At 70.1% G+C, this 14,991-nt stretch carries 15 protein-coding genes and 1 tRNA gene; 3 read left to right on the top strand and 13 right to left on the bottom strand.

What is annotated here, in order from left to right; genetic code table 11:
• Positions 1–40: 40 nt before the first annotated feature.
• Entirely contained in the window at positions 41–529 is a 489-nt protein-coding gene (locus ACX80U_RS17850; RefSeq protein ID WP_133080027.1) for an FHA domain-containing protein FhaB/FipA, read from the bottom strand.
• Entirely contained in the window at positions 526–1,266 is a 741-nt protein-coding gene (locus ACX80U_RS17845) for an FhaA domain-containing protein (RefSeq protein WP_459269406.1), read from the bottom strand. Before ACX80U_RS17845 ends, ACX80U_RS17850 begins: the two co-directional genes overlap by 4 nt.
• 317 nt (positions 1,267–1,583) lie before the next feature.
• Here ACX80U_RS17845 and ACX80U_RS17840 point away from each other — a divergent pair.
• A tRNA-Leu gene (locus ACX80U_RS17840) sits at positions 1,584–1,666 on the top strand.
• A gap of 76 nt (positions 1,667–1,742) precedes the next feature.
• On the opposite strand, the gene ACX80U_RS17835 is transcribed toward ACX80U_RS17840, so the two are convergent.
• The 4 genes from ACX80U_RS17835 to ACX80U_RS17820 all read right to left on the bottom strand — a co-directional run bounded on the left by ACX80U_RS17835 (position 1,743) and on the right by ACX80U_RS17820 (position 8,264).
• A complete protein-coding gene (locus ACX80U_RS17835; protein ID WP_459269405.1) occupies positions 1,743–5,162 on the bottom strand; it encodes an error-prone DNA polymerase in 3,420 nt (1,139 codons plus the stop codon).
• 63 nt (positions 5,163–5,225) lie between these two features.
• On the bottom strand, positions 5,226–6,833 hold the full coding sequence (locus tag ACX80U_RS17830) for a DNA polymerase Y family protein (protein WP_459269404.1): 1,608 nt from the start codon (positions 6,831–6,833) through the stop codon (positions 5,226–5,228).
• Positions 6,830–7,675 (bottom strand): hypothetical protein, encoded by an 846-nt coding sequence (locus tag ACX80U_RS17825; RefSeq protein WP_459269403.1) that lies wholly within the window; start codon positions 7,673–7,675, stop codon positions 6,830–6,832. The genes ACX80U_RS17830 and ACX80U_RS17825 overlap by 4 nt, the downstream gene beginning before the upstream one ends.
• Before the next feature lie 196 nt (positions 7,676–7,871).
• Positions 7,872–8,264 (bottom strand): DUF5997 family protein, encoded by a 393-nt coding sequence (locus ACX80U_RS17820; protein WP_133080031.1) that lies wholly within the window; start codon positions 8,262–8,264, stop codon positions 7,872–7,874.
• Positions 8,265–8,306: 42 nt separating this feature from the next.
• Between ACX80U_RS17820 and ACX80U_RS17815 the strand changes: the two genes are divergently transcribed.
• Positions 8,307–9,011 carry a LysR substrate-binding domain-containing protein gene (locus ACX80U_RS17815; protein ID WP_459269402.1) on the top strand — a complete coding sequence of 235 codons (705 nt, stop codon included), beginning with the start codon at positions 8,307–8,309 and terminating at the stop codon, positions 9,009–9,011.
• A 131-nt stretch (positions 9,012–9,142) separates the two neighbouring features.
• Here the strand turns inward: ACX80U_RS17815 and budC are convergent, their stop codons facing one another.
• From budC to ACX80U_RS17795, 4 genes are all read right to left on the bottom strand, one after another.
• The gene (gene budC, locus ACX80U_RS17810; RefSeq protein WP_459269401.1) at positions 9,143–9,907 is read right to left on the bottom strand and encodes a meso-2,3-butanediol dehydrogenase; all 765 of its coding nucleotides are present in this window, start codon (positions 9,905–9,907) and stop codon (positions 9,143–9,145) included.
• A gap of 10 nt (positions 9,908–9,917) precedes the next feature.
• The gene (locus ACX80U_RS17805; protein WP_459269400.1) at positions 9,918–10,118 is read right to left on the bottom strand and encodes a hypothetical protein; all 201 of its coding nucleotides are present in this window, start codon (positions 10,116–10,118) and stop codon (positions 9,918–9,920) included.
• A 122-nt stretch (positions 10,119–10,240) separates the two neighbouring features.
• Positions 10,241–10,975, bottom strand: a complete 735-nt coding sequence (locus tag ACX80U_RS17800; protein ID WP_459269399.1) for a GAF and ANTAR domain-containing protein — start codon at positions 10,973–10,975, stop codon at positions 10,241–10,243.
• 224 nt (positions 10,976–11,199) lie between these two features.
• Positions 11,200–11,694, bottom strand: a complete 495-nt coding sequence (locus tag ACX80U_RS17795; RefSeq protein ID WP_133080035.1) for a Dps family protein — start codon at positions 11,692–11,694, stop codon at positions 11,200–11,202.
• Between the two features lie 213 nt (positions 11,695–11,907).
• Here ACX80U_RS17795 and ACX80U_RS17790 point away from each other — a divergent pair, with 213 nt between their 5' ends.
• Positions 11,908–12,447: an SRPBCC family protein gene (locus tag ACX80U_RS17790; RefSeq protein WP_459269422.1), complete on the top strand. Its 540-nt coding sequence runs from the start codon at positions 11,908–11,910 to the stop codon at positions 12,445–12,447.
• Between the two features lie 71 nt (positions 12,448–12,518).
• Here the strand turns inward: ACX80U_RS17790 and pstS are convergent, their stop codons facing one another.
• From pstS to ACX80U_RS17775, 3 genes are all read right to left on the bottom strand, one after another.
• Positions 12,519–13,631 (bottom strand): phosphate ABC transporter substrate-binding protein PstS, encoded by a 1,113-nt coding sequence (gene pstS, locus ACX80U_RS17785; protein WP_459269398.1) that lies wholly within the window; start codon positions 13,629–13,631, stop codon positions 12,519–12,521.
• Positions 13,632–13,709: 78 nt separating this feature from the next.
• Entirely contained in the window at positions 13,710–13,928 is a 219-nt protein-coding gene (locus tag ACX80U_RS17780; protein ID WP_133080038.1) for a hypothetical protein, read from the bottom strand.
• A gap of 101 nt (positions 13,929–14,029) precedes the next feature.
• The gene (locus tag ACX80U_RS17775; protein WP_133080039.1) at positions 14,030–14,827 is read right to left on the bottom strand and encodes an SDR family oxidoreductase; all 798 of its coding nucleotides are present in this window, start codon (positions 14,825–14,827) and stop codon (positions 14,030–14,032) included.
• Positions 14,828–14,991: the final 164 nt, after the last annotated feature.

The raw sequence follows: 14,991 nt of genomic DNA, 5'->3' as shown, positions 1-14,991 counted from the left end.
ACGTCGGAGCGGGCGGCGAACCTGAGAGCAAGCGGCACGCCTACGGCCTCAATTCGATGACCGTCTTACCGATCCGGATGGGGACGCCCGGGTCGACGGGCAGTGCGCGCGTGAGCTGGGTGCCGGCCAGGTAAGTGCCGTTCGTGGATCCGAGGTCCTCGATGAACCACCGGCTGCCCTGCGGGAAGAGGCGGGCGTGCCGGCCGGACGCGTAGTCGTCCTCGAGCACCAGGGTCGCCTCCTGGGCGCGGCCGAGGAGGATCGGGCTTGCTGCGAGCTCGAGCGTGGTCCCGGTGAGGGGACCCTCGGTCACGACCAGCCGGCGGGCGGGGGTGCGCAGGGGGGCCGGTTCCTCGCCGAGGTCCGGGTTCCTGCGGATCTCCCGTGCCGTGGGGGCGCCGACCCTGTTGCGACGGCCCACGGCGAGGTCCCGGCGCAGGGCTCCCACCGTGCTGAGGACCAGGACCCACAGCAGGATCAGGAACCCGAAGCGCAGCAGCGTGACGGTCAGTTCTCCGGCCTCGCTCATCGCGGGACGCCCCCGCCCTGGGTCGGAACGAGGCGGAACGTCATGCGCGACCGCCCCATCGTGATGGTGGAACCGTCCGTGAGTTCGGCCTGGCCGTGGACCCGCTGCCCGTTGACGTAGCTGCCGTTGGTCGAGCCGAGATCGACGGCGTAGATGCGGCCGTCGCGTGCGCGGATCTCGAGGTGGCGCCTGGAGACACCGGTGTCGTCGACGAGGATGTCCGCCTCGGAGGAGCGGCCGAGGACGATCGACCCGGAGTTGATCGAATAGCGCTGGCCGTCGATCTCGAGGATCGGCTGGTAGCGCGTGGGCTGGCGCCGCGGTGCTGCAGGGGCGGCGGGGCCCGAGGGACGGCGTGCGGCGTCCTGCTTCTCGATCGACGAGTCGATCTCGAAGATGCCGGCCTTCAGTTCGGGGTCGTGCTCGAAGGAGACCCGGACGGGTCCCTGCAGGCTGTACTGCTGGCTGTTGACATGGGCGATCACGACGTCGCACAGTTCCTCGGCCAGAGCCGATCCCCACTGCTGGGCGAGATCGAAGTCGGAGTCGGAGAGGCGTGCCGTGAAGACGTTGGGAGCGAGGGTGCGGCCCTGCGAGAGGACGAGTGAGCGGTTGTCGAGTTCCTTGCGCAGGGCGCTCGCGATCTCGAGGGGCTGCACCTGGGCACGAGATCCCGTCGTGAAGGCGCCTCGGACCAGTTTTTCGAGTCCGCGCTCCACGTTGTCAAGAATGCCCATCTCCCGCCTCCTTCCCCTCTCGCATCGGAATGTCGGGCCCCGTCGGCAAGGCGCCGCAGGGCCGGCCCGGTCGTCGGGACGGCAGCGTCCACCCGGGCATGTTCCCTCCGATACTACTGGGAGGCTCTGGGAATGGGCTCCAAGCCATCGTTCCGAGGATTACTTTGTCCTAACGATCCATGGATCGTTAGGACGGGCGGAACGGTGTCGCCGGGGCCCGGCCGGTTCCTGTTTAGGTAATTGCGCCCGCGCTCGGCTATGCTTGTTTCTGCTGTTCACAACGCCTGCGCCTGGCGCACGGAGTTGGATCTCGAAATGCGCGAGTGGCGGAACGGCAGACGCGCTGGCTTCAGGTGCCAGTATCCGAAAGGGTGTGGGGGTTCAAATCCCCCCTCGCGCACGGTATGACACGAAGGGCCCCCGCTCAGCGGGGGCCCTTCGTCGTACCGTGGTCCTTCGGGAAGGCCCGGTGCCGGTCAGCGGAAGTCCCGCGACCTGGTGGTGGCCTTCAGCTGCAGGACCTCGATGCGGTCCGCCACGACGTTGACGATGCCCTCGGCGGACCGCTCGAGGAGACCCCGCACGATCACACTGCCGGCCTCCCGCGCCACGCGGCGGTAGCGCTGCCAGACCCCCACGGAGCAGATGACGTTCACGAGCCCCGTCTCGTCCTCGAGGTTCAGGAACGTGATGCCGCTCGCGGTCGCCGGCCTCTGCCGGTGCGTCACGATTCCCGCCACCTCGATCCGCCGGCCGGACTCGGCCGTCTTCAGCTCCACGGCCGTCAGGGCACCCCGGCGTGTCAGCCTGCTCCTGGCGTGGCGTACGGGGTGATCGTCCGGGGTGATGCCGGTGGACCACAGGTCGGACCCGACCTTGTCGATGTCCGAGAGCTCGGGCATCAGCGGAGGCTGGATGTAGACGGCCGTACCCTTGATCTGGCCCTCGCGTTCGGTGGACGCGGGCCCGGCGTTCCACAGTGCTTCACGGCGGCTCAGCCCCATCGAGTCGAAGGCGCCCGCCGCCGCCAGGGCCTCGAGCTGCCCGGCGTTGACGCCCGTCCGCCGGGCCAGGTCCGGCATGTCCTCGTAGGGCCCGTTCCGTTCCCGCTCGGCGACGATCTTCTTTGCCAGTCCGGCCCCGATCGATTCCACGCCGGCGAGGCCGAGCCGCACCGCGTAGTTGCCGTCACGGCGGTGCGGCGTGGAATCGAAGGGCGTGTCCTGGTCGAAGTAGCCCACCGGGGGCTGCTCGTCCTCGGTGCAGCCGTCCGTGCCGGTGGTCCGGTCTCGGGGATCGACGGGCGGGTCGTAGCCCTCGAGCGGCTCGAGGTCGGCGTGCACGCCCGAGTGCAGGATGTCGGGCCGCAGCACGACGGCGCCGTGCCGGCGGGCGTCCGCCACGAGCGTCTGGGGTGAATAGAACCCCATGGGCTGGGCGCGTAGCAGGGACGCGAGGAACGCTCCGGGATAGTGCAGCCTCAGCCATGCGCTGACATAGACCAGCAGGGCGAAGCTGATCGAGTGGCTTTCCGCGAACCCGAAGTTCGCGAAGGCGTGGATCTTGTCGTAGATCGTGTCGGCCACGTCGCCGGTGATGCCGTTGGACTCCATGCCCGCGTACAGCTTGGCCTTGAGCGAATCGATCCGCTCCTCACCCCGCTTGGAACCCATGGCCCGGCGCAGGAGGTCGGCGTCGGCCCCGGTGCAGCCCCCCACCACCATGGCCATCTGCATGAGCTGCTCCTGGAAGAGCGGGACGCCGAGGGTCCGCTCGAGCACCGGTTCGAGGTCGGGGTGGAGGTACCGGACCTCCTCCTCGCCCATCTTCCGCTTGATGTAGGGGTGCACGGCTCCACCCTGGATGGGCCCCGGTCGTACGAGGGCCACCTCGATCACGAGGTCGTAGAACTGGCGGGGTTGGAGCCGCGGGAGCATGCCCATCTGGGCGCGGCTCTCCACCTGGAAGACGCCCACCGAGTCGGCGAAGCACAGCATGTCGTACACGCCCTGCTCCTCCTTCGGGATGGTGTGCAGTTCCCACGTCTCCCCGAAGTGCCGTTCCACGAGGTCGAAGTTGTACTGGATGGCCGCGAGGATGCCGAGGCCCAGCAGGTCGAACTTCACCAGCCCCATCCAGGCGCAGTCGTCCTTGTCCCACTGCAGGACCGTCCGGCCCTCCATGCGTCCATGCTCAATAGGGCATACTTCTCCGACGGGCCGGTCCGTCAGGACCATGCCGCCCGAGTGGATACCCAGATGGCGCGGGAACGCGAGGACCTCCTGCGCCAGGCCGACCACGGCGTCCGGGATGTCGTGGTCGGTGCTGGAGACGAGTCCGCCCCACCGTTCGATCTGCCGGGACCAGGCGTCCTGCTGGCCCGGGCTGTGGCCGAGGGCCTTGGCCATGTCCCGGACGGCGAACTTGGGGCGGTAGGTGATGACGTTGGCGACCTGGGCGGCGTTGAAGCGCCCGTACTTCCGGTAGACGTACTGGATGACCTCCTCACGTCGGTCGGAGTCGAAGTCGACGTCGATATCCGGTTCCTCGTCCCGCATGCTCGAGAGGAACCGCTCGAAGGGGAGCTGGTACTTGATCGAGTCCACCGCGGTGATCTCGAGCAGGTAGCAGACAGCCGAGTTGGCGGCCGAACCCCGTCCCTGGCACAGGATGCCGTTCCGGCGCGCGTAGTGCACCAGGTCGTGGACGATCAGGAAGTACCCCGGGAAGTTCTTGTCCTCGATGACCTCCAGTTCGCGTTCGATGCGCTCGCGGACGTCGGTCCGGTTCCCGTAGAGCTTGTCGGCCCCCCGCCAGACGAGTTCGCGCAGATAGCTCATCTGCGTGTGGCCCTCCGGCAGCTCGATGTTCGGCAGGCCCGGTCGGACACTGCGGAGGGTGAAGGAGAGATCGGTGGCGATCTCGACGGTGCGCTCCACCGCCCCCGGATAGTCCCGGAACCGCCTCGCCATCTCCGCGCCGCTGCGCAGGTGCGCGGATCCGGCGGCGGGAAGCCAGCCATCCATCTGGTCCAGGCTCCGGCGGGCCCGGACCGCGGCCAGGGCGGAGGCGAGCCGGTGCTGTTTCGGGGTGGCGTAGTGCACGTTGTTGGTGGCGACCGTGGGCAGCTTCAGGCGGGCGGCGACGGCGGCCAGGGCGTCGTTGTGCGCGGCGTCCAGGGGATTGCCCTGGTTGGTGAGTTCGACGGCGACGCCGTCACGACCGAACAGTTCGACGAGTTCCCGGAGTTCCGCCTCGGCGGCTGCCTCTCCACCGGCGACGAGCGCCGAGCGCACGGCGCCCTTCCTGCAGCCCGTGAGGATCATCCACTGACCACCGGCATGGCCGGCGAGGTTCTCGAGCTCGTAGCGGGGCTTCCCCTTCTCGGCGTCGGCGTCCAGCTGGGCTTCGGTGATGGCCGTGGAGAGCCGGTGGTAGCCGGCCGACCCCCGGGCCAGGACCAGCAGGTGGCGCCCCTCCGGGTCCGCCTCCCCGTTCTGCGGCCGGGACAGTCCGAGGGACAGTTCCGTGCCGTACATCGTCGAGAGTCCGGGGTACTTCTCGGCTGCTTCAGCGAAGTGCACCGCACCGTACAGGCCGTCGTGGTCGGTCAGGGCCATGCCGGTGAGGCCCAGCCGCTGGGCTTCCTCCGCGAGGTGCTCCGGGCTCGATGCGCCGTCGAGGAAGCTGAAGTTGGAGTGCACGTGCAGTTCCGCATAGGGGACCACGGGACCCTCCGGCACCGGGGCCCCGGCCGGAGCGGTATAGGGCCGGCGCTTCCGGGACCAGGCCGGGCTGTCCCCGCCGTCGGCACCGGCGGGCGGGATCCCGGGCCGGGTGTCGGAGAGGCTCCGTTCGAAGTCCGACCAGGGAATCGGTGGATTGTTCCAGCCCATGGCGTCCCTCCCTGTCCTGGATGTCGTGCTGTCTGTGGTTGTCCCGGGATCCGCTCCGCGCGGTCAGTCGTAGCCGGCTTCCACCCACCAGGCATGGTCCTCGAGGAGCAGCAGCCAGGCAGAGCCGGACTGGTCGACCAGCTGGAAACGGTTGAGGATGCGTCCCTTCGGGTCCCACCACCGTTCGTCGATCGGCCAGGGGCCGGCCCAGGAGTGCACGGGCCGCCGGCCGTCGTCGGGCCCGGCGCTGAAGAAGGCGGGGTCGGCGCTCAGGAGGCCGCGCGGATCCACGTCGACGGGGTTGCCGCGGGAATCGACGACGACGGCGGGCACGGGATCGGTGAACACCGTGGCCGGCACCGGGCCGGGCAGGCGGCCGGGCCAGGGCTGGTTGCGGTCCTTGACCGGCACCCTGGTGGGCGAGGACGGGGCGTCCCCCCACGGGATGAAGACCCGGCGGTCGGCCAGGAGCCGCCCGCCGGCGATGATCGCGGTGAGGACGGCGCCGTGGCCCAGCATGCTCTGCACGCGGGCCAGGCCATGGTGGATGCCCTCGTCCGGCCCCGTCCCCCAGAGACCGTCCGCGTGGTCGCCGAGGTCCTCGACGATGTCGGGTACCACCTGGACCCGGGTGATGCCGGAGGTCAGGCCGTGGTCGGACGCAGAGGTGCCCTGGAGCTGCCAGCGCACGCGGTCGACGACGTCGTCGGCGTCGAACCAGCGCGGGTGCTGCCACCGGCGCTCCGACACCTCGCCCGATTCCGTGTGCAGCGAGACGTGCAGGGCCGTGCACACCAGTCCTGCCCCGCGCAGGGTGTCGACGAATTCACCGGCCCGCGTGCGGAAGGCGAATGCGAGCTGGTCGATACGGGCGAGGGGCGGCTCGAAGTCGGCGACGGTGTCGAGGTGGGGTGGCGGCTTACGGGCGACGACGTCCCGATGGTCGAGTCCGCTCGCCTGGCGGTGCGCGAGGGCGCCCTCGACGCCGAAGCGGTTGCGGACGTCCGCTGCGCCGAGCGCCGCGAAATCACCGAGGGACCGGATGCCGAGGCGCTTGAGCAGCACGGTGAGCTTGGGCTGCTCGAGGACTTCGAGGGGGTAGCTGCTCAGGAACCAGGCCGAGCGGCCCGGCGGGATGACGACCAGCTGGTCCGCGTCGGGGTCCTCCAGCTGATCCGTGGCCCTGGCTGCGTGCTCGGCCGCCAAGGAGCCGTCGGCGATTCCGATGCGCACGTCCGTGAGACCGATGGCTGCGAGGGTCCGGAAGACCATGTCCGCGGCCCTGCCCTCGCTGCCGTAGTAGCGCGAGGGCCCCTTGACCTTGACGGCGCACAGTCCCGGGCGGAGGACCTGGACGCCGGGCATGATGGTCTCCACGGCCGCGGTCACGGGCTCGAAGGTGCGTTCGTCGAGCGAGGGGTCGTAGGCGAGGGTGACGAGCCCCGCGCTGCGGGCCTGGGCCTCCCGGATACGGAGGCCTCTCTTCACGCCGTCCTGCCGTGCTGCCGGGGAGCAGGCGAAGACCTCCCCGTGGTCGACGAGGACGAGCGCGGTGTCCGCGGGAAGTGCGTGGTCGCGCAGTGCCGCGGTGATGGGCCAGTCCGGGCACCAGAGCATCATGGTCCGCGTGGCCGAGGTGCCGGGAGCTGCCGGGGGGAGGGCGGATGTCACGAGGACTTCATCAGCCGGGGTTCGAACAGGGCGCCGGAAGCAGTGCCGAAGGCGGCGTCAGGGCGGCCGTCGGACCGGGGATCCGGCTGCAGGACGTCCTGGACCGCGGCCCCGCCCGGAGCGGCACCCTGGAGGTCCGTCAGTTCCACATAGGCGTGGCGGAGCCGGCCGGAGGGCTGGGTCGCGGTGATCTTCATGCGGCGCGCCCTCAGGTGGCCGGTCCCGGAGCCGAGGCCCTCCCAGGCGCTCTCGGCGACACCGAGTGTGGAGTCGCTCTGCTGCCAGGTGCCCAGGGTGATCAGTGCCGCGCCGCGCTGGCGCAGCCGTGCCTTGAGCCGTGCCCCTTCGGTGGGCGCGAGGTGTTCCGGGGCCCGGGTCAGGACGATCGAGACGACGTCCACGAGGGCTGCCGTGACCGTGAGCCACTGGGTCCCGGGATCCGGGACCAGGATGAGGCGGTCGAGGTTGATCCCGAAGCCCTGCGCCGCTTCCACGCTGAAGTCCGGCACACCGATGACGCTGCACCACGCCCCTGTCGCGGAGGGGCCCGCGAGCAGGGCCATGGCGATCGTCGTCGAGTTCCGGACGGCGTAGGAGCCCCCGGACTGGAGGCCTCCACCGGGCAGGATCCGGGCGAGGGCGGGTACGGTGGGCATCCGTCGTGAGTCCAGCTTCCCGGCCTGCATGCTGTTGATGCGGGCCTGGAGGCCGAGGGCGACATCCGCCGTGGAGCTGCCGTGGAGGGCTGTGTGCGGGGTGCCGGTCCCCGGGCGTGACGTGCCCTGGGGGGTGGAGGAAGGCTCATCCCGGTCGAGGGCGGAGCCGGCAGGTGGAGGCGTCACTCGTCAATATTCGAATACGTGTTCGATTAAGTCAATCGGCGCGCCTCCGCTGAAAAAGGGCATGCCTGTGGTAGGTCGGCCTTCATCAGGGTGGTCGCAGGCACGTCCACGACACCCTGCCGGGAGGCCGGACAGTGCCGCCCGAGGGCCGGCTACGGACCGGCCGGGTGCGGGTCAGGCAGGCGGGATGGGCAGGTCAGGCGTCGGATGCCTTGCGGGCGGCGTCGCGTTCCTTGACGCGTGCGGCCTCGGCCCGGACGGCGGCCTGCGTGGACCGCTCCGCGACCAGCCATGCGGGCGGATCCTGCAGCAGGGCAGTGATCTGCTCGCTCGTCAGCGGATCCGTGATGCCTCCGCGGGCCAGCCCGCCGATGGAGATCCCGAGCTTCTGCGCGACGACGGGGCGGGGGTGGGGGCCGGTGCGGCGCAATCCGGCGAGCCACTCCGGCGGCGTCTGCTGCAGTTCGTCGAACTCGGCGCGTGTCAGCTCGGTCTCCTGGAAGTCCTGGGGAGCGGCGGGCAGGTAGATTCCCAGTTTCTTGGCCGCGGTGGCGGGCTTCAGGGTCTGGGGGTTTTTCGCGGGAGTCATGGTCCAAGCTTAACGGTCGCGGGCAGGCGCTACTGTGATCAGGTGCCCGCCGACCAGCCCCGAACCCTGTCCGTCGGCTTCGTGCCCGGCGTGACGCCGGGAAAGTGGGTGGCCAGGTGGCGCGAGCGGCACCCGGAGGTCCCCCTCGAACTCCACCAGCACGACGACGACGCCCTGGCGGCGTTGCGCGAAGGCTCCGACGACGTCGTCTTCGTCCGGCTTCCGGTGGACCGTGCGGAGATCCACCTGATCCCCCTGTACGAGGAGCAGCCCGTCGCCGTGATGTCGCGGGAGAACGAGCTGTCGCTCTACGACGACGTCCCGGCCGAGGAACTCGAGGGCGGGATCCTGCTCGACGTCCTCGAGTGCGGCGGTCCGAAATCGGCCGTGGAGGTCGCTGCGTCCGGCGCAGGTGTCGTCGTCCTGCCGATGTCCCTCGCCCGCCTGTACGCGCGGAAGGATGCCGTGCACCGCCCGGTCCCCGGCCTGGTCCCGACGACCATCGGCATCGCCTGGCGGACGGAGGACGAGTCCGACGACGTCGAGGAGTTCATCGGCATCGTCCGCGGCCGCACGGCCCGGAGTTCCCGGCAGCCCTCGCAGCGCGAGGCGCCGAAGAAGAGCGCATCGCAGAAGGCGGCCGCGAAGAAGGCCGCGGCCGGGGGTCGGAAGGCCGGGGACCAGAAGGGCGGGAAGCAGTCGGGGAAGCTCGGTCGCCCGTCCGGCCCGCGGGGCAAACGGCGCTGACCTCCCTCCCCTGCCGGCGGCCAGGCGTTCTGGTCCTTCGGCGGGATCGTCCTCGAGGGGACCTTCCTGGGCGGCCGCATCTTCTCGGGCCGCACGGTGGGCCACTCCCTCGCGGCATCGCTCCAGGCCGGTCAGGCCTGTGCGGGCTGGCCGTTGCTCGCCATCGTCCCGCCGTCCACGGGGAGGACGACCCCGGTGATGAAGCGCGCGTCCTCGCTGGCGAGGAAGGTGATGGCCGCGGCAACCTCCTCCGGCAGTCCGCCGCGTCCGAGGGGGATGCGCCGGGAGAACTCGTCGGACAGTTCGTGTGCCTCGCCGTCCTCGCTCGTCAGATCCGTCCAGACGAATCCGGGAGCGACGGCGTTGACCCGCACGCCGTCCCTGCCGTGGTCCAGGGCGACGGCGCGCGTGAAGTTGCTGACCCCGCCCTTGGCGGCGTTGTAGGCGCTCATCCGCCAGTCGCCCGCCAGCCCGGACACGGACGAGACGTTGACGATGCACCCCCTGCTCTCCAGCAGGTGCCCGAGTGCCGCCTTGGTACCGTAGAACACGCCGGAGAGGTCCGTCTCGAGAACGCGGTGCCAGTCGTCCACGCTCGTGTCCTCGACGGTTCCCTGCGTGATGGTGCCGGCGTTGTTGACCAGGACGTCGAGCCGCCCGTACTGCCCGACGGCATGCTGCACCATGGCGGCCACCTGGTCGAAGTCGGAGGAGTCGGCCCGGACCGCCGTCGCCCGTCCCTCCGGGAGGGACGCCACGACGGCGTCGATCTTGTCCCCGACGGAATCCGTGAGCACCACCCGTGCCCCTTCGGCCACGAAGCGCCGTGCCGCCGCTTCACCGATCCCCGACCCGGCGCCCGTCACGATCACGACCTTGCCGTCGAAACGCTGCATGGCGCGGCGCCTAGTCGGGTGTCTCGGACTGGAGCCGGATGAACTGCCAGTCCTCGTCGCTGAGGGGATCGTCGCCGGACGGTCCGCCCGCCCCGGCGATCGCCGACTGCACGGACTCCGGGAGGTCGTCGGCGCCGGGGTGCTCCCGGAGCCACTGCTTCTCCTCGATGTCCACTCGCGTCCACCACTGCTCGATGGATTCCATCATCACGCTCCGTCCTGTCGGTCCTCCCACCGTGGCACCCGTCCCCGCCCGCCCGCAACGGGAGGATCGCCGTCGGTCCCCGTTCCCAGCGGGGTGCCGCACCTGCTACCGGACGCGGGCACCGCGGGTCAGGGGTCGAAGTGCGTCTCGGGTTCCGCCTGGCCGATCGACGCCACCAGGGAAGCGGCGATGTCCCGGACCTTCTCGTTGCGGCTGCTGGAGACCGACTTGAGGATGGTGAAGGCCTCCGTCTGCGTGCAGCGGTTCTGCGCCATGATGATCCCGATCGCTATGTCGATGGCGGTCCTCGACTTCATGGCGGACTTCAGGTTGCCCACCGATTCGCCGTGGTGTGCCAGCCGCACGGCCAGCATCAGGGCCTTGGACGTCTGGGCCACGAAGGCCTCGGCGGTGGCGATGTCCTCGGGGCCGAAGCCGCCGGTCTCCGTCGAGTAGACGTTCAGGGCCGCGCGGACGCCGGTGTCGAGGGAGAACGGGACGGCGAGGATCGAACCCACGCCGTGCTCGGCGGCACGGGTGAGGTAGTTGCTCCAGCGTTCGTCCGTGGCGACGTCCGCGACGTGGACGGTCCGCTGCTCCTCGCAGGCGCTGAGGCACGGGCCCTCGGTGAACAGGTACTGCAGCTCGTCGAGCTGCTTCGCCGCCTCGCTGCTGCTGGCGACGGTACCGGCCCGCTTGTCGCGCAGGAGGGTGATCCCGCACAGGATCCGCCCCGGCCGCTCGAACAGGCGGGCCGCGGCGAAGCGGGCGAACTGGGTGAGGAACTCCTCGACGTCGTCGGTGTCGAGGAGGAGGTCCTGGAGGTAGTCGGCGGTGGTCTGCCCGGCAACCTGGTCGGCCATGTGTACTGATCCTGATTCGTCCAGCCGCCGAGCCACGTGTGCATCGCCCTGCGGGGCGTCCGGGGTCTCCCGGACCGATACACAAACCCGGGGAGTTTGCGATCGGCCGTCTGCTAGACCGTCAGTCAGCCTACATAGTACAAGAGGTCGTACCCGCAGCAGGGCCGCCGGGACGGGAGGAGAGGCGGACGCGCCTTCCTCCCGCCCGGGTGGGTGCTGGACCGTCAGACCGTCGCGTGCTCCGTGCCGACGGGGGTGACGACCTCGGCGGTCGGCTCCATGTTCTCGGCGTCCACCATCCATGCGTACTGCTCGAGCTTGGCGATGAACCCGTGGAGGAGGTCGGCCGTCGTGGGGTCCTCCTCGTCGATCTGGTCGTGCACGTCGCGCATCGTCGTGACCGCTGCGTTCAGCATGCGAACCACGAGGCCCACGGTGTCCTTCGTCGAGACGAGGCCTGCGGGGAACGGGTCGAGCTTGGTGCCCTCCGCGACGGCGACGCTGCGGCCGTCGGGAACGGCGTGGAGGGCGCGCATGCGCTCGGCCATCTCGTCGGCGAAGGCGCGGGCGTCGTCGATGATCTCGTCCAGCTGCAGGTGGAGGTCGCGGAAGTTCTTGCCGACCACGTTCCAGTGGGCCTGCTTGCCCTGCAGGTGCAACTCGACGAGGTCGACCAGGACGGCCTGCATGTTGTCGGTGAGGGTGGGTGAAGCCTTCATGAATCCTCCAGTGCTAGAGAAATTTCTCGTCCCGGCAGGCTCCGGACGCACCGATCCCCCGCCGGGTGGACTGCTTTCACCCTAGACCCGCGCGTTGGCCAAATCCAACCGATCTGCCTACGCTAAGGGGACTTACGGTTTCGCCGTGCGGATCCCGGGAACGGGGTGACGGACGGCTCCGGAGTCTCTACGAAGGAGGACCTTTTGGCTTCAGTGCAGGAATCTATCGACGTAGCAGTACCGGTCAGCACGGCCTACAACCAGTGGACCCAGTTCGAGAGCTTCCCCCGGTTCATGGGGGGCGTCGAGTCGATCACGCAGACCTCGGACACCTCGACGCACTGGGTGACGAGCATCGGCGGCGTGAAGCGCGAGTTCGACGCCGAGATCACCGAGCAGCACCCCGACGAGCGCGTGGCCTGGAAGAGCACAGACGGCGAATCGCATGCCGGCGTGGTCACCTTCCACCGCCTCGACGAGAACACCACGCGGCTCATGGTGCAGATCGACTGGCACCCCGAGACGTTCACCGAGAAGGTCGGTGCCGTGGTGAACGCCGACGCCGCCCAGGTGAAGGGCGACCTCAAGAGGTTCAAGGAGTTCATCGAGAAGAGCGGCGGGGAGACCGGCGCCTGGCGGGGCGACGTGGCGGCACCGCCGACCGGCGGATCCGGCGAGGCGACGCCGGCGAACAATACGTTCCCGGACACGTCGACGAACGATCCCGATTCGGGCGGTCCGCGCGTCAGCTGACGAGTGACCGGTAGGAGGCGGATCCCGGAAGGGGTCCGCCTCTGCTGTTCCCGGATGTCCTGGCGGATGGCCTAGGGGATGTCGCCGACTTCGATGCCCGCGATCGCGTCGGTGGCCTGCCGGGACAGTTCCGCCGAGATGGGCGAGCTCTTCGCGGCCTCCGCGGCCTCCGCCTGGCCCTCCGCGCTGACGGCGTACGTCCCGAAGGCGCGCACGACGGCGGCCGTCGCCTCGTTCTCGTACCGCGTGCAGTACACGTGGTAGGACACCAGGACCAGGGGGTAGACGCCGGGCTCGGTGGTCGTCCGGTCGAGGTCGAGGGCGATGTCGTAGTCCTTCCGCCCGGGCACGCGGCCCGCGAGGTCGACGGCGGCAGCAGCGGCTTCGGAGCCGACCGGCACGTAGTCCTCGCCGACCTTCAGTGCCACGCGGCCGAGCGGGTCGCCGACGGCCGAGTCGTCCGCGTACGTCACCGCCCCGACGGTCCCGGCCACGGTGCTCACCACACCGGCGTTGCCCTTGGCGTTCTCGTTCTCGAGGCCGTCGGGCCACGTCCCGTCGGGCTCGTCGGTCCAGATCCCGGGGACCACCGCGTGCAGGTAGTCGGTGAAGTTCTCGGTGGTGCCGGAGTCGTCCGAACGGCTCACCGCCGAGATGGGCACGTCGGGAAGGTCGACGCCCTCGTTCTGCGCTGCGATGGCGGGATCGTCCCAGGTGGTGATCCCACCCCTGAAGATCTGCGCCACGGTACCGGCGTCGAGCTTCAGCTCCGAGATGCCGGGCAGGTTGAACGCAACGCTGATGGGCGAGACGTAGGCCGGGATGTTGAAGGCGCCGCCAGGACCGCACGCGTCCGTCGACCCGGCCAGCTCCTCATCACTGAGGTAGGCGTCGGAGCCGGCGAAGCCCACCGCCCCCGCCAGCAGCGCACCGCGTCCGGCTCCGGAACCGTCGGGTGAGTACTGCACCTGGGCCCGCGGGTACATCGTGGCGAAGCCCGAGCGCCAGGCGTCCATCGCCGGTCCCTGGGCGGAGGATCCCGATGCGGTCACGGCGCCCTGCAGGCTCGTGTCTCCCCGCTGCGCCGCCGCTTCCTGCTCCGGACCCAGCGGGTAGTCGGAACCGCAGGCGCTCGAGCCGAGGAGGACGGCGAGGTACAGGGCGACGGTGGATCGTTTTCTCACCGGAGCAACGTTACAGGTGACGAAAAGGTGAACCCAAGGTGAACAGCGGATGAAGGGGCCGATCCCGGGCGGGCCGGGTCACCCGCGACGCAGGCGGTACCCGTCTGCCCGGTGCACGAGCCGCCGCCCGCCGCCGTCGTGCAGCCGGATCCACAGCACCGATGCGTCATCGGTCCTCATGTCCAGCACACCCCGGAGCTGCGTCCCGGTGGCGTGCTGGAGGGTGACGTCGTCACCGCGCGTGATGCCGGACCAGTCCTGGTGGTCGGGATCGGGAAGGACGGGGGAGGCATCCATGGTGCGGGCCTTTCGGGGAGGGGCGGGGTCCCCACGCTAGTCGGCCGTCCTGAACGCGGGGTGAACGCGCGCTGAAGGCTGGAGCGCCGGCCCCGGCGGGGTCAGAGGCTGCGCCATTCCCCGCTTCGGAGATGGGATCCCGCCTGCGGTCCCATGAGGAGCATCCCGCCGTCCACCACGAAGGAGGCGCCGTTGACGTAACTGGCCGCTCCCGAGGCCAGGAAGGCGACGACGGCGGCGATCTCCTCGGGAGCGCCGGGCCGGCCCAGGGGGATGCCGGGGCGGTCCATGGTGTGCGGGTCCTCCTCGGCCGAGTCGTTCATCGGGGTGTTGATCTCGCCGGGCAGGACCGCATTGGCCGTGATGCCCCGGTCCGCCAGTTCGAGGGCGATCGTCCGGAGGAGACCGCCGAGCCCGTGCTTGGAGGCGTCGTAGGCGGCCGAACCCACGCGCGGCTGCTCCTGGTGGACACTGGTGACGCCGATGATGCGCCCACCCCTGCCGCCATCGACCATGTGGCGCGCGGCGCGCTGGATGCAGACGAAGGCGCCGTCGAGGTTCGCGCCCAGGGTTCCACGCCAGGTGTCCCAGTCCGTCTCCAGGAACAGGGTGCCGCCGTTGACGCCCGCGTTGTTGACGAAGACGTCGAGGCCGCCGAGTTCGCCGGCGAGCCGGTCCACCACGTCCCCGCAGGCGGGTGCATCGGTGGTGTCGAGTTGCGCGACGGCGGCGCGGACGCCCTTCTCCCGGACCAGTCGTGCGGTCTCCTCGGCGCCCTCCTGATCGGAGTGCCAGGTGACGCCGACGTCGCAGCCCGCCGCTGCGAGGGCGATGGCCGTGGCCCGGCCGATGCCGGAATCGGAGCCGGTGACGATTGCCTTGCTCGGTGTGAAGTCCATGCTCCATCCTTTGCACCGGCGGCCCGCTGGTGCAAGGAGAATCTGGGGCGCAGGCGGGGATGGATCCGGTGCAGGGACGGCGCGGACCCCCAGGGTTTCAACCCGTGGGTTTTCCACGCCCGGGTGCTCCACCCTCACCGCTTTCTTTTTTCCCCTCCCTTGTT

It is taken from the genome of Arthrobacter sp. TmT3-37 (genome assembly GCF_054510835.1).
This window is presented reverse-complemented; position numbering and strand designations above follow the sequence as displayed.

Excerpts from the sequence above, each read along its gene's own strand:
- ACX80U_RS17850 (WP_133080027.1), bottom strand. The coding sequence starts at position 529 with ATGAGCGAGGCCGGAGAACTGACCGTCACGCTGCTGCGCTTCGGGTTC.
- ACX80U_RS17845 (WP_459269406.1), bottom strand. The coding sequence starts at position 1,266 with ATGGGCATTCTTGACAACGTGGAGCGCGGACTCGAAAAACTGGTCCGA.
- ACX80U_RS17835 (WP_459269405.1), bottom strand. The coding sequence starts at position 5,162 with ATGGGCTGGAACAATCCACCGATTCCCTGGTCGGACTTCGAACGGAGC.
- ACX80U_RS17820 (WP_133080031.1), bottom strand. The coding sequence starts at position 8,264 with ATGACTCCCGCGAAAAACCCCCAGACCCTGAAGCCCGCCACCGCGGCC.
- budC (WP_459269401.1), bottom strand. The coding sequence starts at position 9,907 with ATGCAGCGTTTCGACGGCAAGGTCGTGATCGTGACGGGCGCCGGGTCG.
- ACX80U_RS17800 (WP_459269399.1), bottom strand. The coding sequence starts at position 10,975 with ATGGCCGACCAGGTTGCCGGGCAGACCACCGCCGACTACCTCCAGGAC.
- ACX80U_RS17795 (WP_133080035.1), bottom strand. The coding sequence starts at position 11,694 with ATGAAGGCTTCACCCACCCTCACCGACAACATGCAGGCCGTCCTGGTC.
- ACX80U_RS17780 (WP_133080038.1), bottom strand. The coding sequence starts at position 13,928 with ATGGATGCCTCCCCCGTCCTTCCCGATCCCGACCACCAGGACTGGTCC.
- ACX80U_RS17775 (WP_133080039.1), bottom strand. The coding sequence starts at position 14,827 with ATGGACTTCACACCGAGCAAGGCAATCGTCACCGGCTCCGATTCCGGC.